This window comes from Aerococcus sp. BD502 (assembly GCF_057919555.1).
This window is the reverse complement of sequence record NZ_CP147972.1, coordinates 720,805-745,781: the sequence shown is the minus strand read 5'-3', so window position 1 is coordinate 745,781 and position 24,977 is coordinate 720,805. Positions and strand designations below refer to the sequence as shown.

The following is a 24,977-nucleotide window of genomic DNA, read 5'->3' as shown; positions in this document are numbered from 1 at the left end:
GCTAGTGTGCAATTTGAAGAAGTCATTCAAAGAGGGCTAAAGCAGGCGGAAGTTCCGCTCCACGTGGCTCCTGGTGAGCGGGCCCTCTATCTTGGCTTGCAGGGGAGCAGCAAGTCGCTTTTAGCCTGGCAAATTTTACGGGCCAGCAAAGCCCAGAAGCTTTTAATTGTGACTCACGATTTATTGGAGGCGGAGCATTATGCCACCGACTTGGAGCAGTGGCTGCCTAGTGATGCGGTTCACGTCTACCAAAGTCCAGAAACCGTGGCCCAGCATATGGCTATTGCGAGTCCAGAGGCGCTGGCGAGTCGCTTGGCAGCTCTGGCTTGGCTCAGCGATCCAGAGGCTAGGGGTATTTTACTGGTGCCTTATTTCGCCTTAAAAATGCCCCTCACGCCGGTGGATGTTTGGCAGGCCGCCCAAATTGAGGTTCAGCAAGGCAAGGAGCTGAGTGCGCCGGCCTTGGCCGAACGTTTGATCGGTATGGGTTATGAGCGGGTGGCCATGACCTTAAAGCCGGGCGAGATGAGCTGGCGGGGCGATATTGTGGATGTTTACCCCTTGACCGCCCCGGCACCGCTGCGTTTTTCCTTGGCCTTTGACGAAGTCGAGCGGATCAGCTATTACGACGCCAACAGTCAAAAAAGCCAGGAAGATTTGGACCACTGCCACCTAAGTCCCGCCCATGAATTTCTTGTGACACCTGAGCAGAAGAAAAAGCGGGCCCCCCTCCTTAAGGAATTAGCCCAGAAATATGCGGAAGACGAAGAAATAGCCGCGGTTTTAGCAGGCGAAGCGGCCGCCTGGTCAGCGGGGGAGAGCACGGCCTATACGCCTTATTTTATGGGGTATGCCTATGACAAGCCGGCTTCTTTATTCAGCTACTTGGATGCCGCGGACCGCTTAATCATTGATGACTATCCGCGCTTACTGGCCTTGGATGAAGAAATTCAAGAAGACTGGTCCGCTTACTTATTGACCCGGCCCGTCCCCAAAGAAGTTAATCCGTATTTACCCATGCTTGATCGTTTGAATGACAATACCTTGGGGCAATATTACTTTGGGATTTTGCAGAAAGGCTACGGGCACTTGAAACTCGACTACCTGCACCAATTCCAAAGCCGGCCGATGAGCCAATTCTACGGGCAAATGGAAGCTTTGGCCTTAGAAATTCATGCCTGGCTTAAGCGGGAGCGGCAGATTTTTATCTACGTGGCCGAAGACGAGACGCGGCAAGGCTTGATCGATGCTTTAAGGAAGCAAGGCGTGCTCGCCGTGGCAGCTGATAAGGAGCAAGTGCAGCCGAAGGTGGTGAATATTTTCCTTGGGGGCTTAAGCTTTGGGAGCGAGCTTTTGGGCGAAAAACTGGTTTTTATTGCCGAGCAAAATATTTTCCAACAGGCGAAGAAAAAACGCCGGCCCAAGCGCCAGCAGTTAAGTAATGCTGAACGGATCAAAAGCTACCAGCAATTGGAGCCGGGGGACTATGTGGTTCATTTGAATCATGGGATTGGCCGCTTCACAGGCGTGGAAACCATTGAAGTAGGGAATACCCACCAGGATTACTTGACCATTGTCTATGCGGACCAAGCCAAAATTCATGTGCCGATTGATCAAATTGATTTGATTCAAAAATATGTGTCCAGTGAAGGGAAGGCACCGAAGCTCAATAAAATGGGCGGCACCGAGTGGGCGCGCACCAAGCAAAGGGTGAGCGGTAAAATTGAGGATATTGCCGATGACCTCTTGGAAATTTATGCCGAGCGAAAAACCCATGAGGGCTATGCGTTTGGTCCTGACCAACCCGAGCAAGCGGAGTTTGAGGCAGCCTTTCCTTATACAGAAACGGAAGACCAATTGCGTTCCATTCGGGAAATTAAGCATGATATGGAAGAAAAACAGCCCATGGACCGCCTCCTCGTGGGGGATGTGGGCTTTGGGAAAACAGAAGTGGCTATGCGGGCGGCCTTCAAGGCCTTGGCAGAAGGCAAGCAAGTGGCCTTCCTCGTGCCGACCACGGTTTTGGCCAATCAGCATTACGAAACCTTGCTGGAGCGTTTTGAGGGCTGGCCCTTTGAAATTGCCCTGCTCAGTCGCTTCCGAACGAAAGTCCAGCAGGACAAAACCATTAAAGGCCTGCGTTCTGGGGCCGTGCAAATGGTCGTGGGGACCCACCGGCTCTTATCCAAAGACATTAAATTCCTCGATTTAGGTTTACTCGTGGTGGACGAAGAGCAGTGCTTTGGCGTCAAGGCCAAGGAACGTTTGAAGCAATTGAAAGCCAATATTGATATTCTTACCCTCACCGCCACGCCGATTCCGCGCACCCTGCACTTGTCGATTTTAGGGGCGAGGGATTTGAGTATAATTGAAACGCCGCCCGCCAACCGTTTCCCTGTGCAGACTTATGTTTTGGAATTGAATCCCGCCACCATTCGCGATGCCTTGCGCCGGGAGCTGGCGCGAAATGGCCAGGCCTTTTACTTATTTAATAATGTCCAGAAAATCCAAGCCAAGGCCACGGCGATCCAAGGTCTCGTGCCGGAAGCCCGTATTGCAATTGCCCACGGGCAGATGACGACGACCCAGCTCGAGCAGGTCATGATGGACTTTGTCTTGGGGACTTATGATGTTTTGGTCACAACGACGATTATTGAAACCGGCGTGGATATTCCCAATGTGAACACGTTGCTGGTGGAGCAGGCGGATCACATGGGGCTTTCGACCCTTTACCAATTGCGCGGGCGTGTGGGTCGGAGTAGTCGGATTGCCTATGCCTATTTCATGTATCAGCCGGACCGCGTCTTAAGTGAAGCCGGTGAGAAACGCCTGGCCGCCCTAGGTGACTTTACCGAATTGGGGAGTGGCTTTAAGGTCGCCATGAGTGACTTGGCTATTCGCGGGGCTGGTAATTTGCTGGGTAAAGAGCAGCACGGCTTTGTGAACCCGGTGGGCTTTGACTTGTACTCGCAAATGCTGGAAGAAGCCGTCCGCAAGAAGCAAGGCGAGGAGCCTGAGGAAGAGGTCGAACCGGCTGAAATCCATCTGGGCTTGGATGCTTACTTGCCGTCTAGTTATATTCCGGATGAGCGGCAGAAATTGGAGATTTATAAGCGAATTAATCATTTGGAAGACATCGATGCCATGTGGGATTTGGATGAAGAACTCATGGATCGTTTCGGTGAACCACCAAAAGAAGTGCAATGGTTACTCGTTATTGGTACCATTAAAACCTATGCACAAGAGCTTCAGCTTAGAAAAATCAAAAAAGTCCATCAGGAGATTCAATTGGTTTTCGATGCTAGCCACGTCCAGAAAGTATTGACACCAGCTATTTTCAAGGCCTTGGGTGACTTGCCTTTCCAAGTGCGGATGCGCAGCAATCCCCAAGCTCAGTTAGAACTTATTCTCGGTACTGGGGATATGAGCGTGGATGCCTGGTTGGACGGCTTACAGCAGTTCTTAGCGCAATTGCAGCAAGATGATAATTTAACCGCCAAAACTTAAAAAACAAGGAGGGGGAAGCGATGGCGACACGTAAAAAACAAGTTTTAAAGGGAGCCCTCTGGCTGACCCTAGCCGGCCTTTTGGCTAAAGTTTTGAGTGTGGTTTACCGCGTTCCCTTCCAAAATATTGTGGGCGATACGGGTTTTTATGCCTACCAGCAGGTCTATCCGATTTATGGTATTGGTACAATTTTTGCTTTATCGGGCTTGCCCAATGCGGTAGCCGAAGTGGTGGCGGGCGAGCGGAAATTGGTTAATCGCCAGTACTTTCTCCGGCGCTATTTTATCCTCATGCTCGTGGTGGGTGTTTTAATTTTTTCCGGTTTATTTTTCGGCCGGAATCTCCTTGCCCAAGAGATGGGGGATATCGAGCTAGCGCCAGCGATTGGTAGTATTAGCGGCATGTTCTTAGTTTTCCCCGTGGTTTTGATGCTTAGAGGGGCTTACCAAGCCCGCCAGGATATGATTCCTGTGGCCGTAGCTCAAGTGGTCGAGCAAGTGGCGCGGGTCGCCATGATTTTAGGTGTTGCTTACTGGAGCGTTCACCAGGGGGACCATTCCGTATATACCATCACGGAGCACGCCATGCGCAGTGTCTGGGTGGCAGCTTTTGCGGCGACGAGTATTTTAAGTCTCTTCTTGCTGGGACACCGGGGCACCCGCCGCTATTTTAAAAAACCCCGACCAGTAGAGGACTTGCCCGCCTATTTAGGCTGGGGGGCTTTGGTGCGTCGTTTTCTTCGCGAAGGGCTTTTGCTTTGCCTGTTAAGCGCCTTGCCCATCCTCTTACAATTGCTGGATGCCTTTACGATTTATGATCACTTGCTTTTAGCTGGCTTGGCTCCTAACATGGCCAAAGCCACCAAAGGAATCTATGACCGCGGTCAGCCCCTAGTGCAATTAGGCTTGGTTTTAGCCATGGCCTTCCAAACCACTTACTTGCCTTTGCTTCGGAATGCGTGGCTGGGGATAAACCGCCGCCGTTTCCGTGCTTTGTTTAATATGTATTTGCGATTGGTGGTTTTTGTCGGCATTTTGGTGACAGCCGGCTTGGTGGCCATTATGCCCCAGATGAATCATATGTTGTTCCATTCCCGTGCGGGCAGCTGGACCTTGGTTTGGTATGTTCTGACCATTACCTGGCTGGGTCCGGTCTTGGCCCTCTTTACGGCTCATTTTGCCTTGAATCATAAGCGGGTGGTTTTTGGTGGCCTGGCGCTGGGCCTTTTGCTGAAAGGGGTCATTAATGGCGTGCTGGTCATGTATTTTGGGGTCAATGGCGCGGCCTGGGGGAGTTTATTGAGTTTGACTTTGATGCTTTGCTGGAGCTTTTACTTCCTGCCCGCTTGGACGAAAAAAGATCTTGGCCTGCGTCGTTTGCTGAGGGATTTGCTGCCTTTAGCGGGCGGCATGCTAGTGCTTGTTCGCCTGGCCTTAACGCTTTTCAGCTACTGGCTCGGTCAGAGCCGCTTAGCGGATACACTGGCCGTCGTTTTAGGCGTGACTTTCGGCGCACTGTGTGTCTTGCTTTACCTGCGGCAGCGTCCAGTTCTATCGAAAAAAGAATGGCAAGCCTTCCCAGGGAGTGCCTATTTCCTGCCCTATTTGAATCTGAAAGAGAGGAATGCTTAAATGCGTTTGGATAAATTTTTAAAAGTTTCCCGCCTCGTTAAAAGGCGGCCCGTGGCCAAGGAAATGGCTGACCGTGGTCGTATTGATGTGAATGGGAAAATGGCGAAATCAGGAACGAAGCTAGCAGTTGGCGATGAGCTGTTGATTCGCTTTAGCCGCCGGCAAATGACAGTGGAAGTTTTGGAGCTCAAGGATTCGGCGAAAAAAGCAGAGGCTCAAAATATGTATAAAATTCTAGATGAGCAGTACGAAGATCGGGAAGAGCCGGAATTTTTCTAGCGAGTGAGACTGGTTCGGCCTGGGGTGAAGGCTTGCGTTACTTGGACTTTATCTTATATCCCGGAAATGGGCTGCTTTTTAGTCCGGCTCGCGCCTACTGAGGGCTTGCATTACGAGATTTGCTTTTATTTCCCGGTAGCTGGCTACTTTTTAGTCCAGCTCAACTCGGCAGGCGAGGCTCCACTTCACCAAGTCACTGGAGACAATGCTACGCCGTCTCTGTGTGACTTGGTTCCAGTGGTCCTGCCTGCTGGTCGAGCTTCGCTTCCTTAAGTCCAGCTCAACTCGGCAGGCTGGACATCCACTTCATTAAATGATGAACCTGGTCATCGACTAGAGCTTCCCTTTAGTTGAACTCACCACCAGTCTCTGCACTTGCGTTACTTTTGCGAATGAACCTGGCTAAAGCCAGAACCACTCGCAAAAGTCAACTCAGTGGAGACTTTGGTGGATTCGTATCCTGAAGTTGAACTCACCACCTGCCCCGTCGCTTGCGTTACTGCTTTGAATGAACCTGACTATCGTCAGAACCATTCTAAGCAGTCAACTCAGCGGGGGCAAGCGGTGGATTCGTATCCTGGTTTTCCAGTGATTCCGCCTGCTGGTCGAGTTTCGCTTCCTTTTGTCAACTCACCGCTTCCTCTCTATGGCGTTCCCTTCCTTTAGTTGCGCTCACCACGGCCCCGACACCTGCGTTACTTTTAGGAGGAACCTGGCTAAGGCCAGAACCCTCCTAAAAAGTCAACTCGGTTGGGGCTATCGTGGTTCGCAGCCTTTAGTTTTGGGTGTACTTTCTTCTTTTTAATAGGTATACTTAAGGGGTAAGAGCTTTAGGGAGTGGTTGTACGATGGCTAGGACGGAAGTTGAGCGTGATGAGGCTGGGCGTGTTGAGAATGCTGGGTCGGGTGGTTTTAGGCCTTGGGTGAAGAAGGGCTTGGGGCTGCTTTTTGTGTTGGTGAGTGTGACGATTTGCTGGCAAATTTTTCAAACTTACCGGGAAATTCAGGACCTTAATGCGCAAATTGAGATGACACGGAGTGTGATGAATAGCGAGGAGCAGGCTTTGCTGGCTTTGAAGAAGCAGGCGACGCGTTTGCAAAACGATGAATATGTGCTGAAACTAGCACGGAGCAATTATTATTTGAGCCGGGATGGTGAGCGTTTATATAATACGCCGCACCCTCGCGGCCGCCATTAGAGCACTTAGTGTGAAGGGAGTTTACACAGGATTGTCAGTACTTAAAGAAGGGCAAATTGTGACTGGTAAAGTCTCGGGAATTAAAAATTTCGGAGCTTTCGTAGATTTAGATGAAGGAAAAAATGGCCTTGTTCATATCTCACAAGTTGCTGATGAATACGTGAAGGATATTAATGATTTTCTTGAGGTTGGCCAAGAAGTGAAGGTTTTGGTCGATCGCATTGAAAATGATGGAAAAATTAGCCTCTCGATTAAAAAAGCGCAGCCGAAAGAAAAGCGCGCTCCCAAACCTCCACGCCCTCAAGCGTCGAGTAAATTTAATCGGCCTAAGCGTCAATCCACCAATGATTTTGATGCCATGATGAGTAACTTTTTGAAGGAAAGTGACGATCGTTTGGCTTCGATTCGGAAAAATTCCGATAACCGTTTGGGTGGGCGCCGCTAAGGATAGGTAGCAGGTTCGAGCTTGCCTCGAACCTTTTCGCTTTTAGGAGGTTGTATGACGCCATTAGCTAAAAAATTACTTGCGGCGGGAGAAGCCCTCGAGCAGAAAATTTCGGACCTTGACCTCACCCAGGAAGAGGTCCTTTTAGCCTTGTCTGGGGGCGTGGATTCTATAGTTCTCTTCCATGCTTTCTTGGAAGTGCAAGCGGCCTGTGGCTGGCGTTTTGCCTGCGTGCATATTAATCATCAATTGCGGGCTGCGAGCGAGCAGGAAGAAAAGCAGGTGGCTCGCTTGTGTCTAGACGCCGGCGTGCCCTTAGCTATTCGCCGCTGGCAGCATCCGCCGCTCACGACGGGCGTGGAAGCTTTGGCGCGTACCTTTCGCTACCGGGCCTTTCAGCATGTGCTGCGGGAACGGGGCGGGCGTTTATTGGCAACGGCCCATCATGAGGATGACCAGGCGGAGACGGTTTTGATGCGGCTAATTCGCGGGAGTCGCCTGCCCAGTCTGGGAGGCATGGGGACTTTGGGACCACTTTTTGATGCGCCGGACCTCTACCTCTGGCGGCCTTTTCTGACGGTTTCCAAGGCAGCCATCCAGGCAGCGGCCCAGCGAGGTGAGTATGCTTACGCTGAGGATGAGAGCAATCAATCCCGAGCTTATTTTAGGAATCGGGTGCGCTTAGACCTCTTGCCCGCTTGGGAGGAAGAAAATCCTCAGGTGAGTAGTCAATTAGCAGCCTTGAGCCAGGAGGTGCGGGCTTGGCGTAGCTTTGCGGCCCAAGGCTTAGCTCAAGCCATTGAGGCGCTTACTGAACCGCGCGTGCAGGGCTTGGCCTTCTCCTTACCGGCTTTTATGAAATATACGTCGGCCGAGCAAGTGTTACTGTTAGAGGGGATGCTCCGCCAGGTGAATGCTGATTTAGGTCGTTTTCCGCGGGCTGGTCTCTACGATGCCGTTGCTTTTCTGACACAGGGAGAGCCGCAAGGTCATTGGGACTTGCCCTTGGGTTATTACTTATGGAAAACTTATGATGAAGTCCTCATCACGACCACGGTGCCGAAGACGGAAGTTAGGCAAGACGAGGCTGATTTTATGCTCAAGATTGTGAGCGTAGGGACTTATCCCTTACCCTCCGGAGAGAAAGTGGTCGTTTCTTCTCAAAAACCTCAGGAGGAAGCCTGTTTCCATTTTGCTTTGGCCCAGGGGTTAACCCTACGCCACCGCCAGCCGGGAGATAAGTTGTTCTTGAAACAAGGCCGGCAGAAATTGCGTCGTTTCTTCATTAATGAGAAGGTTCCCGCGAAAGACCGCCAAGCAGCCTGGCTTCTGGCTCGTGGCTCACAAGTTTTAGCTATTTACACTGACCGTTGGCTCTACCGAGCGCCGGAGGCAGCTGCCAGTCATTATTTAATTATTAAGCCTAGGCAAAATTCTTTACCCCATTCCTCCTTTAGGGGATAATTAAGATTCGCCTGCATTGATTTAGGTGAGCCATGCTTTTCTTTATTTGCCATATTTTAAAGTTTGACCCTAAAATTAGCGGCAATAATTCGAGCTAGGGACGCACATTTTCCCAGGGCTATGTTATTATATAGGCAAAGTGAAAAATGCTAGAGAAAATAATGGAGGAACTTATGCACGCAGATATTCAAGAGGTTATCTTGAGTGAAGAAGAGATCCAAGAAATTGTCTTACGCTTGGGTGAGGAACTTAACGAAGCTTACCGGGGCAAATTTCCTTTAGTCATTGGGGTGCTGAAGGGGTCGGCCATGTTTATGGCGGATTTAATTCGTGCGATGAACTGTGATTTGGAAATTGATTTTATTGCGGCCTCCAGTTACGGCGAAGGCACGATTAGCAGCGGTGAGGTGAAAATTTTAAAGGATGTGGATCAAACGGTAAAGGATCGCCACGTCCTCTTGGTGGAAGATATTATTGACACGGGCCACACCCTAACCCGTATTCGTGATTTAATGGTCCACCGCCATGCCGCTTCGGTGAAGATTGTGAGCTTCCTCAATAAGCAAGAACGCCGGGAAGTCGCCTTGCAGGGAGACTACATTGGCTTAGACATTCCGGATAAATTTGTGGTAGGCTACGGTATGGACTTTAATGAGCGCTACCGGGAGCTGCCTTACTTGGGTGTTTTGAAACCAGAAATTTACCAATAAGGCGAGCTTTTCATGAGCCAGGAGGCTAGGGTGCCCCGTAATTTCCCCATAACTGGGGAAGGGGCGCTTTCAGCTGCCTAACTTTAAATGAGAGGAAAAACTTGCTATAATAAATGAATTAGCACAAAAATCGAACAGATGGGAGAAACTGGATGCAAGGAAGAGGACCAAAACGTAATCTACTAACGACTGGCCTGCTCTGGCTATTCGTCATGTTAAGTCTGTTGGGCGTCTACAACCTCTTTATGGGGGGCGACCAAGACGGACAGACGGAAGAATTGAGTCAGAGCCAATTTTTCACGCAGTTAGAGAATAAGAAAATAGATAACATTGAAATTAAGCCGAAAGCTGGCGCCTATGAGGTGAAGGGGGAATATCGGAAGGACGAGAAAGGCGAAAAGGTGAAAGCCGAAGACGCCAACAAGCAACCCTTCACGATTTTCAACCAAATTATTGGGGACGAAGCCAATCGCTATGCGACCTTCCTCCTGCCCAATGACTCGACCCTAACACGTCTGACGGAAGTAGCCGCTGAGAGTGGAACGAAGCTCACAACCCTGAAGCAAGATAATTCTGGCATTTGGCTGAACTTGCTTTTTACTGGCTTGCCTTTGATTTTATTTGTCGGTCTGATTTACTTCATGACCAATCGGGCCCAAGGTGGTGGCCGTGGCAATCCCATGATGATGGGGAAATCCAACGTCAAAGACCAATCGCAAAAAACCAAGGTGCGTTTCGACGATGTCGCCGGAGCCGAAGAAGAAAAACAAGAATTGGTGGAAGTGGTGGACTTCTTAAAGGATCCCCGCAAGTACCATCAATTAGGCGCCCGTATTCCTAAAGGGGTGCTCCTCGAAGGGCCTCCGGGAACGGGGAAAACCTTGCTGGCCAAAGCCGTTGCTGGGGAAGCACGGGTACCTTTCTATTCCATTTCCGGTTCGGAATTCGTTGAGATGTTTGTGGGGGTTGGGGCCAGCCGGGTCCGTGACCTCTTTGAAACGGCGAAGAAACATTCGCCGGCTATTATCTTCATTGATGAGATTGATGCAGTCGGCCGTCGTCGCGGCAGTGGTATGGGGGGTGGCCACGATGAACGTGAGCAAACCCTCAACCAGTTACTGGTGGAATTAGACGGCTTTACGGAGCAAGATAATGTGATTGTGATTGCGGCGACCAACCGTTCCGACGTGCTGGATCCCGCCCTCTTGCGGCCGGGACGTTTTGACCGGCAAGTCCTCGTCGGCCGTCCCGATGTGAAGGGCCGGGAAGCCATCTTAGAAGTTCACGCCCGCAATAAGCGCCTCGCTGCTGATGTGGATTTGAAGGCCCTAGCCAAGCAGACACCTGGCTTTACGGGGGCGGAGCTGGAAAATGTCCTAAACGAAGCGGCGCTTTTAGCGGCGCGCTTAGATAAGAAGGAAGTGGAAATGGTGGACGTGGACGAGGCTCAGGATCGGGTTATCGCCGGGCCCGCCAAACGCGACCGCCAAGTCAGTGCCAAGGAACGCCGCATGGTAGCCTTCCACGAAGCTGGGCACACCGTTTGTGGCTTGGTCTTAAGCGAAGCCCGCGTGGTGCATAAGGTGACCATTGTGCCGCGAGGTAAGGCGGGGGGCTATGCGATCATGCTGCCTCGGGAAGACCAGATGATGTACACGAAGAAAGACTTGGACGAGCAAGTGGTCGGCCTCTTGGGCGGACGCGCTGCTGAACGGGTCTTCTTCCAAACACAAACTTCTGGCGCCAGCAATGACTTTGAACAAGCCACGCAAATTACCCGTGCCATGGTAGCCGAATTCGGGATGTCCGAAAAATTAGGACCGATCTCCTACGAGGGTGACCACAGCATGCGGGGTGCCGGCAATCCTTACCAAAATAAAACTTATTCTGAGCAGACTGCCTGGTTAATTGACCAAGAAGTTTTGCAGATGATGGATGCTTATATGGAACAGGCCATCCAGATTTTGGAAGAGCACCGTGAACAAGTGACCTTAATTGCGGAAAAATTGCTGGAACTTGAGACCTTAGATGCCAAAACGATTAAGAGCCTCTTCGATACGGGTAAGATGCCCGCTGAAGCCAAGGAACAAGAGGGCCAAGATGATGCCCGGCCGAAGAGCTATGAAGAAGTTAAGGCCGAGATGCAACGCGCCGGCCACAAGAAGCAAGAAAATACGAAAGCGGCCCATCAAGGGAAGCACGAAACTCAGGAAAAAGATGAACAACCTGAACCTGATGTGCCAGAAACCCGCAAAGCAGAGGGGGCTGAGTCTGAAGAAGATCAAGCCGAAGAAGAGGACACTTCTCACGATGAGAAGCCAGAATAATTGTTTAGGAAAAGCTTGGAAGGGGACTTTCAAGCTTTTTCTTAACAGGTGTTTTTCCTCATGTTACAATAAAGCCGATTAGCTGCCGTAAAGTGGCAAGAAAAGGAAGTGAAAGCTTGGTAGATCAATGTATGAAGGCTGTGATGTATGATGGCCAAGTCAGAATAACAGCAATTGATGCGACAGAAACGGTCCGAGAGGCCCAACGCCGCCAGGGCACCTTGAGTGCTGCGAGTGCGGGCCTGGGGCGGATGCTTGTGGGCACCTTACTCTTGGCGAGTGACATTAAGGATGAGGCCACTGTCACCGTGCAAATGGCAGGGAATGGTCCCGCCGGAAAAGTCGTCGCCAATGCTAATGGCAAATTACAAGTGCGCGGCTATGTGGACCGGCCGGAAATTGGCCTGCCCCTCAATGACCAAGGAAAATTGGATGTGCGGGGGGCCTTGGGGAGCGAAGGAACTTTTACTGTGATTAAGGATCTCGGCTTAAAGGAACCTTTTTCTGGCCAAGTCCCTATTGTGTCTGGTGAAGTGGCCGAAGACTTTACGTATTACTTAGCGGTTTCCGAGCAAATTCCTTCTGCCGTGGGCTTGGGAGTTTTAGTGGCTCCGGATGAACATATCCTACAAGCGGGCGGCTGGCTCTTGCAGGCTTTGCCGGGAGCGAGTGAGGAGTGCCTAGACGAGCTCGAGCGCGCGGTCCAGGAAACGCCCCACATCACGAAATTACTGGCAGCCGGCGAGCGGCCCGTGGATATTATTCACCGCCTGGCCGGGGATGGGGGCGAGCCAAAAATTTTAGCCGAACGGCCGGTCAGCTTCCACTGCCCCTGCAGCAAGGAACGCTTTAAACGCGGCCTGATTGCCCTCGGACCCGAAGAACTGATGACGTTAATCGAAGAAGATGGTGAGGCGGAAGCTGTTTGTCATTTTTGCAATGAGAAATACCACTTTGACCGCGGCGAATTAGTCGCCCTGCGCCAAGAAGCCTTGCAGAAGGAGGACTAAGATGGCTAACGGACTCGACTTAGTAGGGGAAACGCCCCTCATTCAATTGGAGCGGACTGTTCCTGGTTATGCTGCCGATCTTTATATGAAATGTGAAATGCAAAATCCCACCGGCCACTACGATGACCGGGTAGCGCTTAATATGCTGGAAGTCGCCCAGGAAAGCGAAGCCTGGACGCCAAAGACGCCTTTGACATTATTTGCGAGTGCTCGCTTTGCCTTGAGTGCGGCTTGCATGTGTGCCATTAAAGGCATGACGCTGACGGCCTATTTAGATGAAGAGGCCAGTGAAGCGGAGATTGAAGCCATCGAAGCCTACGGGGCAGAAGTGGTGGAAAAAACAGCGGAACGCCGGGCGGATGCCCGCTTAGAGGCCGCCAGTCATGCCGCCAAGGCGGGGGGCTTGCTGCTCGACCCCAGACAAGACCCGGCCCATCCAGCGATTCATGAATTTACCACCGGCCCGGAAGTCGCCGACCAAATGAAGGCCGGGATTGATGCCATCGTTGTGCCCTTGCACACGGGCGGCTTAGTCGCTGGCATCAGCCTGCCTTTACGGAAAGCTTACCCGAATATTAAGGTGTACGGGGTAGAGCGAGAAGCTACAGATTTAAGTTACGGCGCGCACAGCTATGACTATGCCATCACCATGACGGAGGAGGCCGCTCGTGACCGGCAAATTCGCCTGGCCATTGATGAAGGCTTGAAGGTTGATTTGGATACGGCCGCTTGCGTGGCTGGTGCGATTGAAGTGGCCAAGGACCTCGGCCCGGACCGGCAAGTTGTGGTTCTCGGGACGCGCGCTTAGGGGGAGATTTATGGTAAAAATTGGACCCATTACATTAGCTAATCCGATTGCGGTTGCCCCGATGGCGGGCATTTCCAATGCGGCCTTTCGCGTGATTGCTAAGGAAATGGGGGCTGGCTTAGTCGTTTGTGAAATGATTTCCGACCAGGGCATCCATTTCCGCAATAAGAAAACCTTGAAAATGCTATATATTGAAGAGTCGGAGTGGCCTTTATCCGTGCAAATTTTTGGCAGCACGGAAAGCTCACTCGCAGAAGCTGCCGCCTTTGTAGCTGAAAATACGGAGGCCGCTATCATCGATATCAACATGGGCTGCCCCGTGCAAAAGGTGGTTAAAACAGATGCTGGTGCCCGCGTCTTGCTGGATCCGGAGGAAGTTTACCGGCGCACCCAAGCGGTGGTCAAAGCCATCGACAAGCCGGTGACGGTTAAAATGCGGACAGGCTGGGACGATGAACATATTTTAGCCATTGAAAATGCCCAGGCCGCCGAAGCCGCTGGGGCCCAAATGATCGCCATGCACGGGCGGACGCGCGCCCAGCTTTATGGTGGGCAAGCCGACTGGGAACTTTTGGGACGGGTGGCCGAAGCCGTGCACGTGCCCTTTTATGGGAATGGTGACATTAAAACGCCGGAAGACGCCAAACGAGCGCTCGATGTCTATGGCGTTGATGGTGTGATGGTCGGCCGCGCTTCCTTGGGGGATCCTTTTGTGATCCGGCGCATGGTGCATTATTTAGAAACGGGCGACCTACTCGCAGCTAAATCGGGCTCTTTTCGCATTGGCCAAGCCTTAAAACACTTGAAGCGCTTGGTGGAATTGAAGGGCGAAGACGTGGGCGTGCGCGAGTTTCGCGGCCTCGTTAGCTATTATTTAAAAGGCATTCGTCGCAGTGCTAAGGTGAAGGTGGCTTGCGTGCAGGCCAAATCTTTAGCGGAGGTGGAAGGCTATTTAAGAACTTTCCAGGCGGAAACCGAAGCGCGTGAAGCCGAAGGGCGGGCTAAATAGCTATTGCAATTTTGGGTGATTATGACATGATAGTAGAGGAATAGATAGGAAATAGGAAGTGACAAGATGACAAAACAGAGAGAGAGTAGTCAGGGTCTCAATGATCAAATGCAGGTCAGACGCCAAAAAGTGGAGGAATTGAGTGCCGCTGGCTTCCAGCCTTTTGCGGCGCATTTCAAGCCGGATCATCAGGCGGGGGCCTTACATGCTGATTTTGAGCAATACGACAAGGATGAACTCGCCAATAAAAATATTTACGTCGCCGTTGCCGGCCGTTTGATGTCTAAACGCGGTGCAGGGAAAACCGGTTTTGGCCATATTAAGGATCAAACAGGCCAAATTCAGTTGTACGTGCGTAAAGACGAGGTTCCCGAAAAAGTTTACCAAGACATTTGGAAGAAGGCAGACCTTGGGGACATTGTGGGGGTTAAGGGCCAACTCATGCGGACCAATACGGGTGAATTAAGTATTCGTGTCCAAGAATTGGAGCACTTGACGAAGGCCCTGCGTCCCTTGCCGGATAAATATCATGGTTTGAGTGACCAAGAGCAAATTTACCGCCAACGTCACTTAGACCTACTGGTGAATGAGGAGAGCATGGATCGTTTCGTGAAACGGTCGCAAATTATTCGGGAAGTCCGCCGTTACTTGGATAACCAAGGCTACTTGGAAGTGGAAACGCCGGTCTTGCATGCCATTGCCGGTGGGGCAGCGGCGCGTCCTTTCATCACCCACCACAATGCTTTAAATATTGAACTCTACTTGCGTATCGCCTTGGAACTTCACCTCAAACGCCTCGTCGTCGGTGGCATGGAGAAGGTTTATGAAATTGGGCGTGTCTTCCGTAATGAAGGGATCGACCGCACCCATAACCCGGAATTTACCATGCTTGAAGCGTATACGGCCTATGCGGATATGTGGGATGTGATGGAAATTGTCGAAGGCATCTACCAACATGTGGCTAGGAATGTACTCGGCACCTTTGAAATTGAATACGAAGGCCATCAATTGGATCTGGGCGGCCGCTGGAATCGTGTGCATATGGTTGACGCCGTGCGGGAAGCTTGTGGGGTGGACTTCTTTGAGGAAATGTCTGATGAAGAGGCGCGCGCCCTGGCTAAGGAGCACCATGTCGAAGTGGAGGCCCAGGCGACCGTGGGGCATGTGATTAATGAATTCTTCGAAAGCTTTGTCGAAGACAAATTGATTCAGCCAACCTTTGTCTACGGCCATCCGAAAGCCATCTCGCCCCTAGCCCGCACCAATGAAGAAGATCCGCGCTTCACCGATCGTTTTGAATTATTTATTGCGGGCTATGAAGCCGCTAATGCCTTCACCGAGTTGACTGACCCCATTGACCAACGTGAGCGCTTCGAAGCGCAAGTGAAGGAAAGAGAAGCCGGGGACGATGAAGCCCACCCGATGGATACCGACTTTATCGAAGCATTAGAAACAGGAATGCCGCCCACCGGTGGCTTGGGGATTGGGATCGACCGTCTTGTGATGGTCATGACCAATGCGAAATCCATTCGTGACGTTTTACTCTTCCCCACCATGCGCCCGCAAGGCCAGACTGCGCCGGCCCCTGAAGTTGAAGCGCCAAAAATTGATCGTTCTCAATTAAAGTTAGATCCCCTCTTCGAAGAGGAAATGGATTTTGAAACTTTCATGGAAGCTGATTTGCGTGCCGTTAAGGTTTTAGACTGCCAGGAAGTGCCCAAGAGCCATAAATTACTTGAATTTACACTCGACGATGGTAGCGGCGAAGAGCGCACCATTTTAAGTGGTATCAAGCATTTCTACAAGCCCGAAATGCTGGTGGGCAAGACTTTACTAGCGATTACTAACCTGCCACCACGGAAAATGATGGGCATTAATTCTTGCGGCATGCTGCTCTCAGCACTCTATCATTTAGCCGGTGAAGAGGAATTGCAGCTCTTAATTTTAGATGATGCCATCCCGGCAGGTGCTAAAATTGGCTAAGTGATCATTAAGCGAAGGAAAGCGAGCCCCGTGCTCGCTTTTTCTTTGGCAAATTGCTGGGAAAGGCTTGGCCAAATGAAGAACATCTGCAACGCTTTTCAGGGCATTTAATCGTATTGATGAATTAATAAAGGCGCATAAAAGATATGTGAACCGAGGCAATAATATTCATCGCAGGGTATTCAACTTTAAAAGCTCAAATACAGTGATTGAAGATTACTTTAGTAAAAGGTCAGCTTAAGCTCTTTGATATTTCTTTGATCCAGAATAAAATAAATGAAAAATTGACCACAACAGAAGCTGAACTGACCCCTGTCAAGTAGACAGGTAAATAAATAAAATATTTGTTTTTGCCATGTATGATATTTTATCATACATGGTTTTTTGATGGGATCCTTAAGCCCATTCGCAGTGTGACGCGCTTGGTATTGTAGAAGTCAATATATTGGTTAATATCAGACGCTAACTCCTCAAAGGTTTGATAAGCCTTTAAGCGATACATTTCTTCCTTAATAGTCCCAAAGAAGGCTTCCATAGGGCCATTGTCAATACATTTTCCAGCTCTCGACATACTCTGAATCACCTGATGCTTGTCCACAAAATTTTTGAAGAAGTGTGAGGTATATTGAAAGCCACGATCACTATGAATAAGAGTTTGCTTGGGTTTCATACGAGCCTTAATTTGACCGATGGTCTGCCGGACTAATTCGTTATTATTATGCTTAGAAAGTTGGAATGCCACAATTTTCTTAGCCCCATAGTCGAGAATCGCACTGAGGTAAGCTTTTGCGCCAAAGCCATATTTAAACTCGGTAACATCTGTTAATAAGACTTCCATGGGCGGATATTCCTTTTGAAATTCTCTATTCAAAATATTTTCGGCCTCATGGGAGGGAAGATGTGGCTTATAACGGTAACGTTTACGACGGATCACCGCTTTTAAGTCTAACAGTTGCATCAAGCGTTGCACGCATTTGTGATTGACTTTGGCGTTAAGAAAATGATTTAAATAGATCGTAATGCGACGATAGCCATAAACCCCCTGATGTTCTTTATAAACAGAAATAATCCATTTGATCAGTTGCCTCAGACGCTTTTCAGAAGCTGTTGGCTTTCGGTTTCGCCATTTATAGTAGCTTGAACGACTAAGGCCTAGAGCCTCACATAAGTGAGTTACTCGGTATCCTTCTTGCTGGAGTTTTTGGACCGTTTGAAAATCTGCTTCATACTGTGTTCGCGTAACATCAACTCTCTTTCCACTTCTTTTAACTTTTTTAAGGCTGCATTCTCTGTTTCTAAGTATTCATTGCGAGCTTTCAAGGCTGCATATTTTGCGCGTATTTTTTCAGTTTCTGTTTGGATCGCCGCAGGTTTTCCACGACCTCGGCCATCAAACAAGCCGTCTGGCCCATGTTGTTGATATTTTTGGACCCAGGAGTAAACATTATGGTAGGAGACTTGATATTTCTCAGCTGTTTCTTTATAAGATAGGCCGTTGGCCAGACAGTCTTTAACAATTTTAATTTTTTCTGCATGAGTCGTTTTTCTGCTTTTCATCGTATACACCTCGGGGTTAGGAGAATAACTTTTGACTGCTTCCCCTCTAGTATACTTCATCAACCAATTTCTAACAGTGGAATGTGATGGGATATTATATCTTCGAGCTAATTGTTTAATTGGAACGCCTTCAACAAGGTGCTCATTCACAACAGCCAGTTTAAAGTCCTTACTATAGTTATTATTCTTGACATGGGATTGGATGCCTTGGCGACCATGGATTTGATATTTTAAGACCTTGTCATAAAAAACAGAATGAGACAATCTTAAACCATGATACTGACACAATTTTTGATAGCTTATCCCTTTTTTAAGGTACTTATCAATATATCGTTCGAGCTCCTCAACCGAGTGTTTACAATTTGAACGCATAAAAATTCCCCCTAAGTAGTTTTACTTTTTTAAGTGTCTACTTTAGGGGGAGCATATCAAGCCGCTTGTGTCACATATGTTTGACAACTATAGACTGATGAGTTTTTTTATTTTGTAACTGCTTGATTTCTCTATCTGCCATTTATTTTTTTCTTCTATGTTTTTCATTTTATCTTCTCCTTTCTTTCTATTTTTGAGCAAAGAAAAAACAGTAAACCGAACTTGATTTACTGCTTTTCACTGATTATCCTATTTAACTATAATTTAAGCTGATAGTAGGAATATATCCCTATAAATACTACTCCTCAATAGGTGGATACTTACACTTACCATCATAAGGACTCTCTAATGTAACAGAATTTTTTTCATCAATAATAGTTAATGTCATTCTATTAAATCTCAATGATTCATTTTTTTATGTGTCCACACCTCATAATGATAATAATATTTATTGTTTATATCATCATTAAAAGTTACAACTACCAAGTATCCTCCTTGTTTCCAGTCTTTAAAAAATCTTTTACTACTGATTTTTTCAGAAGCTATTCCTTGTTTAGTTATATAATTTTCGAAGCTTCTTTGTGCTAATACTTTTTGTAATGGATATTGGTATTTAACTACGCTGAGTATGATTATACCTACTACTAATAATATCATCTTTTTTTTCTTGACCATAATACTCAAACCTTAGTAAGTGTGCTTGTGGCTTAGACTGTGTATTGTATCTGGTAAATCATATGTTAATCTGTACCCTGATGTTGGACCATAGTAATACGCCTGCCATACTAATTTAGAACAATAAGTAACGTCTGTACTAGCTAGATTGCCAGTATTCTTATACTTATCCTTAGAACCTGAATAAGTATTAGACAGAAATAAATTCAATTTTTTCATCTTCCCTCTCCTTTTTTTAAAATAGGATTACCAGATGCACATAAAATAAAACATCTATATTTATAATGAACTGACCCCTGTCAAGTAGACAGGTAAATAAAATATTTGTTTTTGCCGCATCAATTTATTTCGAAAATAAATTGATGCGTTTTTTTTATATTCTGAGACTGAGTTTTTTGCCAGCCCCTTTCTTTGGCAAATTGCTGGGAAAGGCTTGGCCAAATGAAGAACAACTTCAATACTTTGACAGGCGCCTATCGGGATGAAAGGTTCTTTCGCCCCTGAAGTCTCATTATACCCCTCAGGAAGCCTTATTTCATAATAGTCAGGGTGGCGCTGATGATCGGTGGAAGCCAGAAAAAACTGATAGTCCATGGTATAATTGAAGCAGAAATTGAGCTAAAAGGCAACAGAGTCCTAGTTCAAGAGAAGAAGTATCGTCGGTGAGGAGTGGGATAACAGGTGAAAACTAAGATTATGGCTGCCCTACGTGAGGTGTTTTCCTCTTTTGGGGACAGATATTTTGTGGGTCAGGAGCTAAACAAGAGCCGGATCATCCAAGATGTTGATCGCTATGACGAGGCGCTCATTGCCGCACTCATGGCCAATACCTTGGTGAGGAAGCATTACGCCAAGCAGATTGGCGAATATACGGTTTTTGAGACCAACAAACTGATTGAAAGTTTGGAAATGGACGATTATTGGCTGGATTCCTATACTCAGTATTCCAAGAAGATCGGCCTAACCACCAACGGAAAATTTTTGGATGAAGCAACCGAAGTGGTGCTGGATTTTACTTATAAGGATACAGTGTTGAAGGCGGGCATGTCGAAGGAAGAGGTCGCCAAGGAAGATCTCTTGCCGGATGAACCCTTTTTTAATGAGGTGCTGGCTGCTGAAGAAATTGACGTCATGCTGGATAGGAAGATTTTAGTGAAGGCCAAAAAATATACCGCAGCAGGAGTCGAAGACGTTACTGACTTTACCAATGAGGATAATTTGCTTCTTAAAGGCAATAACCTCCTCGCCCTCCATACCTTGAAGGAGCGGTATGCAGGGAAAGTTAAGTTGATTTATATCGAGAAAATTATAGCGTAAAGGATACAATTTAATACCATAGAAAGTGGGCATTTCAAGCCTTTCTAGCATATTTAATTAATACGGATCGCAAATAAGAGGTCTTTTTTTAATGGTCATTTTTATAGTATTTACTTTATGCCCACCCTCTCAAAAATAAAAGTGATGTTGAATATAATGAAAATAAAATGGAAAACTATTTATTGAATAATAAGCATCCAGAAGGAAAATCAAAAGCAAAATTTTTAAAGGATGTCTTAGGATATAAAAGTGGCGATGGTAAAATTTTGCATGATAACTTAGTAAAGCCTGTTTTAAATAAGAAACCTGTAAAAGTTGAAAACACCAGCTATGGAATTAAAAACACTTATAAAATTAAGTTGGTGGGTAAAAACAACAAAGAAATAACGGCTAATGTTGTTTGTATTTTCCAAAAAGATTCAGGGAAAACAAAATATAGGATTATAACTGTTTATCCAGACAAGAGGTGATTAAATGAAAGAATTAGATGTTGTAAAATTGAAAGAGGACTACAAAGAATTAAGGAAAGGCACAAAAGGAACAATTGTTTTACTTTACGATGATAAAAATTGTGAGGTTGAATTTTTTGATAAGGCAGGAGATACCATAGATGTAATCATGACTCCTTTAAAGAAATTAGAACTTATACAGTCAGTCTAATAAAATCCAGATTTATGTAAATAGAGCTTGTTAGAAATGAATCTTACAAGCTCTATTTCTATATGCCTTTTGCATAAACAAAATCAAAACTTCCATCCTCATTCATAACCATCTTATTAAGCATCAAGTTCCATAGAATCGGATCAAATTTCTCTATAGGTTGAAAGATATTCTAATTTATCAATGAAGAAATCCTACTTGAGTTTCCTTGATTCTTTATCTTGGACTTGAATACATAATTTTCCTTTTCAGTATTAAATGTATTTACAAGCTTTTCATACTTTTTAGCATATTCTATCTGGTCAGAACTTATCTTTGAGTTTTCCTCTATAAGTCTCTCTATTTTTTCTTTTGTAGAAATCACCCTTTATAAGAAGATAATACATATGTGACACAAAACAAATAAAAAAAGAGAAGCTTCCAGATAATGGTCGGGAATTTACAAATGATCCAGAAACCTCTACAAAACAGACAATTTTTGAGAAATATCTAGAACGAATGAATATTTCATATCGAAAAACTCGCCCCTATTCTCCTTGGCAAAATGGAATTGTTGAACGGAGTCATCGTAAAGATACTGAACGCTTTATCGTCACAGAGAATTTAATCGTATTGATGAATTAATAAAAGCGCATAAAAGATATGTGAATCGAGGCAATATTATTCATCGCAGGGTATTCAACTTTAAAAGCCCAAATACAGTGATTGAAGATTACTTTAGTAAAAGGTCAGCTTAAGCCCATTGGTGTTTTTCTTTGATCAAGAATTGCCCTTATTTTTTACAATGAGGATTGAGAATAAAAACTAATGGCAAGCCAACCACAACAGAAGCCGCTTGTGTCACATATGTTTGACAACTATAGACTGCCCTCTGATCCGCTTTCGCTTCCTTTAGTCCAGGTCGCGCCTGAGGGAGGGTTGCGTTACGTCAAAGGAGTGAACCTTCCTAAGGGAAGAACCCCTCCTTTGTTCGTCAACTCACCGCTCCCTCTATTCGGCGCTCCCTTCCTATCTTGAATTTTAGTTTTTTTTAGCGTAAAATTAAGGGGCAATGTTCGGGATGACTCAAGCGAAACAGCTCCTCTGGGGGCATGGCAGCTCACTTGGGCATCCTTTTTTAGTCATTGGCCTTGAAAGCAATAGAAAAGAGGAGTGCTATGAAAAAATCAGGGGTCATCAATAAAGATATTGGCCAGCTGTTGTATGAGCTCGGGCACACGGATGAGATCACGTTGGCTGATATTGGCCTGCCGATACCGCCGGAAGTGCCGCGTATTGATGTGTCCTTAAGCCCTGGGGAGCCGAGCTTCCTCAAGGTTTTAGACGTTGTACTGAGTGATATGCATGTCCAAGAAGTAACGCTCGCTAAGGAGATTGAAACGGAAAATCCTGACTTGCTGAAAAGCATTCAGGAGCGTTTGCCGGAGGTGGCCTTTCATTTTATTTCCCATGAGGCCTTGAAGGCTCAAACGATGCAGAGTCGGGGGCTCATCCGGACGGGTGAGGCGAGTCCTTACGCGAATATTATTTTGCATGCAGGGAATGTATTTTAGGAGGTTGGCATGGACATCAAGATGTCAGGCATTGGGAAAGCCTTTGGAAAAAATACGGTTCTCAAGGGGGTCGACTTTGCGATTCATGGGGGCGAAGTGCATGCACTCATGGGTGAAAATGGTGCGGGCAAATCGACGCTGATGAATATTTTAACGGGCCTCCACCAAGCAGATGCTGGAATAATTGAGGTCGATGGTAAAAAGGTGCAGTTTGAAAATCCAGCGGAGGCAGAGGCGCATGGGATTGGCTTCATTCACCAGGAATTGAACATGTGGCCGGATCTGACGGTTTTAGAAAACCTCTATGTAGGAAAGGAAAAAACCAAGGCGCTGGGACGTTTAGACAAGGCGGCCATGCGAGCAGAGGCGAAAGCCATCTTTAGTCGCATGGGCCAAAATATTGATCTGGATAAGCGGGTGCGGGATATTTCTATTGGCTCCCAGCAAATTATTGAGATTGCGCGGGCTCTTTTGGCGGATGTGCAGATTCTCATTATGGATGAGCCGACGACTTCTCTGACGGAGCACGAAACACGGGAAATTTTTCGCATCATTAAGGATCTGACCAAGGCTGGCGTGGGCGTGATTTATATTTCCCACCGTATGGAAGAAATTTTCATTATTGCGGATCGCATTACGGTCATGCGGGACGGGATTTCTGTGGGCACGGTGACGTGTCAAGAAACGGATCCCCATGCGATTGTCAAAATGATGGTGGGCCGAGAGTTAAACGACTTCTACCCCGACCGGCCAGAGGTGACAGCGGAACCTAAGCCTTTGCTTCAGGTCAGTGACTTCAATAAAACCGATGAATTTAAGGGCGTAAACTTCACTTTACACGCTGGCGAAATCCTTGGTTTCTCGGGACTCATGGGTTCCGGGCGGACGGAGGTGATGCGCGCTTTGTTTGGGGTGACGCAGCCGGATTCTGGCCAGGTGACGCTCTTAGGTGAGAAAATTCATAATGCCAACCCACAGATGGCGATTGAGCACGGCATGGGCTTTGTGACGGAGAATCGTAAGGATGAGGGGCTCTTGCTCGACTTTACCATTCAGGATAATATTGCCCTGGCTTCTCTCGCTGATTTCAAGCAGGTGCTAGGCAAGTTGAATCGCAGTAAAGTGCGTAACTTTGTCGAAGACTTACTCAGGCGCTTGCAGGTGAAAACCACGGGGCCGGATGAACGTGTCCGCGATTTGTCTGGGGGCAACCAGCAGAAAATTGTACTGGCCAAATGGCTCGGTGCGGGCAGCCAAGTTTTGATTCTCGATGAACCTACCAAAGGGGTTGACGTCGGGGCTAAGGCAGAAATTTACGAATTAATGCGTGAATTGGCCAGTCGCGGTGTGGGTATCATTATGGTTTCTAGCGACCTGCCAGAAATACTTGGGATGAGTGACCGCATTGTAGTGATGCATGATGGCCAAGTGGCGGGCTGCTTGGATCATTTGGAAGCAACAGAAGAAAAAGTTATGACTTTAGCAACAGGGGGAACACTATGAAGAAAGGATCCTTTGCCTATAAACGCTTTATCCAGACGTTTGGTTCACTTTTAGCCCTGGTGGTTTTAGTGATTTTTGTCACGGTGATGAATCCAAATTTCTTGAGCATGGGCAATATTTTAAACTTACTCCGCCAGGTCTCAACGAATGCTTTGATTGCTTTTGGGATGACCTTTGTTATTTTAACGGGCGGAATTGACTTATCGGTGGGTTCGACCTTGGCTCTATCAGCAGCCTTGAGTGCGACCTTCCTGGGCTTTGGCCTACCGGGCTGGCTGGCTATTATTTTAGCCCTCGTTATTGGCTGCCTTTTGGGCTGGCTGAATGGTGGCTTGCTTACTTTTGGGCGGATGGCGCCTTTCATTGCGACTTTGGCGACGATGTCGATTTTCCGCGGGGCGACCTTGGTTATTACAGACGGGAAACCGCTGACGGATTTAGGCGACAGTATGCTATTTAAATTGCTCGGCCGGGGTTATATTTTTGGCATCCCAATTCCCGTTATTATTATGCTGGTGATCTTCCTCATTCTCTATTTTGTCCTCCATCAGACCGCTTTTGGGAAGCAAGTCTTTGCCATTGGGGGCAATGAGGCTGCTGCTTATATTTCGGGGATTAATGTTTCGCGGGTAAAACGCATTGTCTACGCCATCTCTGGTGTGCTAGCAGCGGTTGCGGGCTTACTAATAACGTCTCGTTTGAATTCCGCTCAGCCGACAGCGGGCGTTTCCTATGAAATGGACGCTATCGCTTCCGTCGTTTTAGGCGGCACAAGCATGTCCGGGGGGGCTGGCCATATTGGCGGTACCTTGATTGGGGCCTTGATTATTGGGGTCTTGAACAATGGGCTCAACCTCTTGGGCGTGTCCAGTTTCTACCAGCAAATTATCAAAGGGATTGTTATTATTATCGCCGTCTTACTCGATCGCAATCGCAAACAATAGGGAAATTTGTTAGTATAGAGGTAA

General features: G+C 47.6%; 21 protein-coding genes and 2 pseudogenes. 18 read left to right on the top strand and 5 right to left on the bottom strand.

What is annotated here, in order from left to right; genetic code table 11:
- Nucleotides 1-6 precede the first annotated feature (6 nt).
- The 12 genes from mfd to lysS all read left to right on the top strand — a co-directional run bounded on the left by mfd (nt 7) and on the right by lysS (nt 16,372).
- On the top strand, nt 7-3,507 hold the full coding sequence (mfd, locus tag WF803_RS03535; RefSeq protein WP_489611740.1) for a transcription-repair coupling factor: 3,501 nt from the start codon (nt 7-9) through the stop codon (nt 3,505-3,507).
- A 20-nt stretch (nt 3,508-3,527) separates the two neighbouring features.
- On the top strand, nt 3,528-5,138 hold the full coding sequence (locus WF803_RS03530; protein WP_489611739.1) for an oligosaccharide flippase family protein: 1,611 nt from the start codon (nt 3,528-3,530) through the stop codon (nt 5,136-5,138).
- Entirely contained in the window at nt 5,139-5,417 is a 279-nt protein-coding gene (locus WF803_RS03525) for an RNA-binding S4 domain-containing protein (RefSeq protein WP_489611738.1), read from the top strand. It abuts the gene before it with no gap.
- 848 nt (nt 5,418-6,265) lie between these two features.
- Nucleotides 6,266-6,616, top strand: a complete 351-nt coding sequence (locus WF803_RS03520; RefSeq protein WP_489611737.1) for an FtsB family cell division protein — start codon at nt 6,266-6,268, stop codon at nt 6,614-6,616.
- A 31-nt stretch (nt 6,617-6,647) separates the two neighbouring features.
- Entirely contained in the window at nt 6,648-7,061 is a 414-nt protein-coding gene (locus WF803_RS03515; protein WP_489611736.1) for a S1 RNA-binding domain-containing protein, read from the top strand.
- Between the two features lie 54 nt (nt 7,062-7,115).
- Nucleotides 7,116-8,525: a tRNA lysidine(34) synthetase TilS gene (gene tilS / locus WF803_RS03510; RefSeq protein WP_489611735.1), complete on the top strand. Its 1,410-nt coding sequence runs from the start codon at nt 7,116-7,118 to the stop codon at nt 8,523-8,525.
- 173 nt (nt 8,526-8,698) lie between these two features.
- The gene (hpt, locus tag WF803_RS03505) at nt 8,699-9,235 is read left to right on the top strand and encodes a hypoxanthine phosphoribosyltransferase (protein WP_489611734.1); all 537 of its coding nucleotides are present in this window, start codon (nt 8,699-8,701) and stop codon (nt 9,233-9,235) included.
- Nucleotides 9,236-9,387: 152 nt separating this feature from the next.
- Nucleotides 9,388-11,562, top strand: a complete 2,175-nt coding sequence (gene ftsH, locus WF803_RS03500; RefSeq protein ID WP_489611733.1) for an ATP-dependent zinc metalloprotease FtsH — start codon at nt 9,388-9,390, stop codon at nt 11,560-11,562.
- A gap of 116 nt (nt 11,563-11,678) precedes the next feature.
- Nucleotides 11,679-12,572, top strand: coding sequence for an Hsp33 family molecular chaperone HslO (hslO, locus tag WF803_RS03495; RefSeq protein WP_489611732.1), 894 nt, complete (start codon nt 11,679-11,681; stop codon nt 12,570-12,572).
- A gap of 1 nt (nt 12,573) precedes the next feature.
- Nucleotides 12,574-13,380 (top strand): pyridoxal-phosphate dependent enzyme, encoded by an 807-nt coding sequence (locus WF803_RS03490; protein ID WP_489611731.1) that lies wholly within the window; start codon nt 12,574-12,576, stop codon nt 13,378-13,380.
- Nucleotides 13,381-13,390: 10 nt separating this feature from the next.
- Entirely contained in the window at nt 13,391-14,389 is a 999-nt protein-coding gene (gene dusB / locus WF803_RS03485) for a tRNA dihydrouridine synthase DusB (protein ID WP_489611730.1), read from the top strand.
- 66 nt (nt 14,390-14,455) lie between these two features.
- Entirely contained in the window at nt 14,456-16,372 is a 1,917-nt protein-coding gene (gene lysS, locus WF803_RS03480) for a lysine--tRNA ligase (protein ID WP_489611729.1), read from the top strand.
- Between the two features lie 370 nt (nt 16,373-16,742).
- Here the strand turns inward: lysS and WF803_RS03475 are convergent, their stop codons facing one another.
- The 5 genes and pseudogenes from WF803_RS03475 to WF803_RS03455 all read right to left on the bottom strand — a co-directional run bounded on the left by WF803_RS03475 (nt 16,743) and on the right by WF803_RS03455 (nt 19,570).
- A complete protein-coding gene (locus tag WF803_RS03475; RefSeq protein ID WP_489611886.1) occupies nt 16,743-17,675 on the bottom strand; it encodes an IS3 family transposase in 933 nt (310 codons plus the stop codon).
- A gap of 38 nt (nt 17,676-17,713) precedes the next feature.
- Nucleotides 17,714-18,301 (bottom strand): annotated as a pseudogene (locus WF803_RS03470) (transposase); the annotation flags it as partial.
- Between the two features lie 399 nt (nt 18,302-18,700).
- Nucleotides 18,701-18,976: a DUF3139 domain-containing protein gene (locus WF803_RS03465; RefSeq protein ID WP_489611728.1), complete on the bottom strand. Its 276-nt coding sequence runs from the start codon at nt 18,974-18,976 to the stop codon at nt 18,701-18,703.
- A gap of 12 nt (nt 18,977-18,988) precedes the next feature.
- Nucleotides 18,989-19,195, bottom strand: a complete 207-nt coding sequence (locus tag WF803_RS03460) for a hypothetical protein (protein WP_489611727.1) — start codon at nt 19,193-19,195, stop codon at nt 18,989-18,991.
- Between the two features lie 60 nt (nt 19,196-19,255).
- Nucleotides 19,256-19,570, bottom strand: coding sequence for a hypothetical protein (locus WF803_RS03455; protein WP_489611726.1), 315 nt, complete (start codon nt 19,568-19,570; stop codon nt 19,256-19,258).
- Between the two features lie 87 nt (nt 19,571-19,657).
- Here WF803_RS03455 and WF803_RS03450 point away from each other — a divergent pair, with 87 nt between their 5' ends.
- The 6 genes and pseudogenes from WF803_RS03450 (at nt 19,658) to WF803_RS03425 (ending at nt 24,953) form a co-directional block, all read left to right on the top strand.
- Nucleotides 19,658-20,293, top strand: a complete 636-nt coding sequence (locus WF803_RS03450; RefSeq protein WP_489611725.1) for a site-specific DNA-methyltransferase — start codon at nt 19,658-19,660, stop codon at nt 20,291-20,293.
- Between the two features lie 140 nt (nt 20,294-20,433).
- Nucleotides 20,434-20,763, top strand: a pseudogene (locus WF803_RS03445) (DUF6883 domain-containing protein); the annotation flags it as partial.
- 4 nt (nt 20,764-20,767) lie between these two features.
- Entirely contained in the window at nt 20,768-20,953 is a 186-nt protein-coding gene (locus WF803_RS03440) for a DUF4926 domain-containing protein (protein ID WP_489611724.1), read from the top strand.
- 1,157 nt (nt 20,954-22,110) lie between these two features.
- On the top strand, nt 22,111-22,506 hold the full coding sequence (gene rbsD / locus WF803_RS03435; protein WP_489611723.1) for a D-ribose pyranase: 396 nt from the start codon (nt 22,111-22,113) through the stop codon (nt 22,504-22,506).
- Nucleotides 22,507-22,515: 9 nt separating this feature from the next.
- Nucleotides 22,516-24,009, top strand: a complete 1,494-nt coding sequence (locus tag WF803_RS03430; RefSeq protein WP_489611722.1) for a sugar ABC transporter ATP-binding protein — start codon at nt 22,516-22,518, stop codon at nt 24,007-24,009.
- Nucleotides 24,006-24,953 carry an ABC transporter permease subunit gene (locus WF803_RS03425; protein ID WP_489611721.1) on the top strand — a complete coding sequence of 316 codons (948 nt, stop codon included), beginning with the start codon at nt 24,006-24,008 and terminating at the stop codon, nt 24,951-24,953. Before WF803_RS03430 ends, WF803_RS03425 begins: the two co-directional genes overlap by 4 nt.
- Nucleotides 24,954-24,977: the final 24 nt, after the last annotated feature.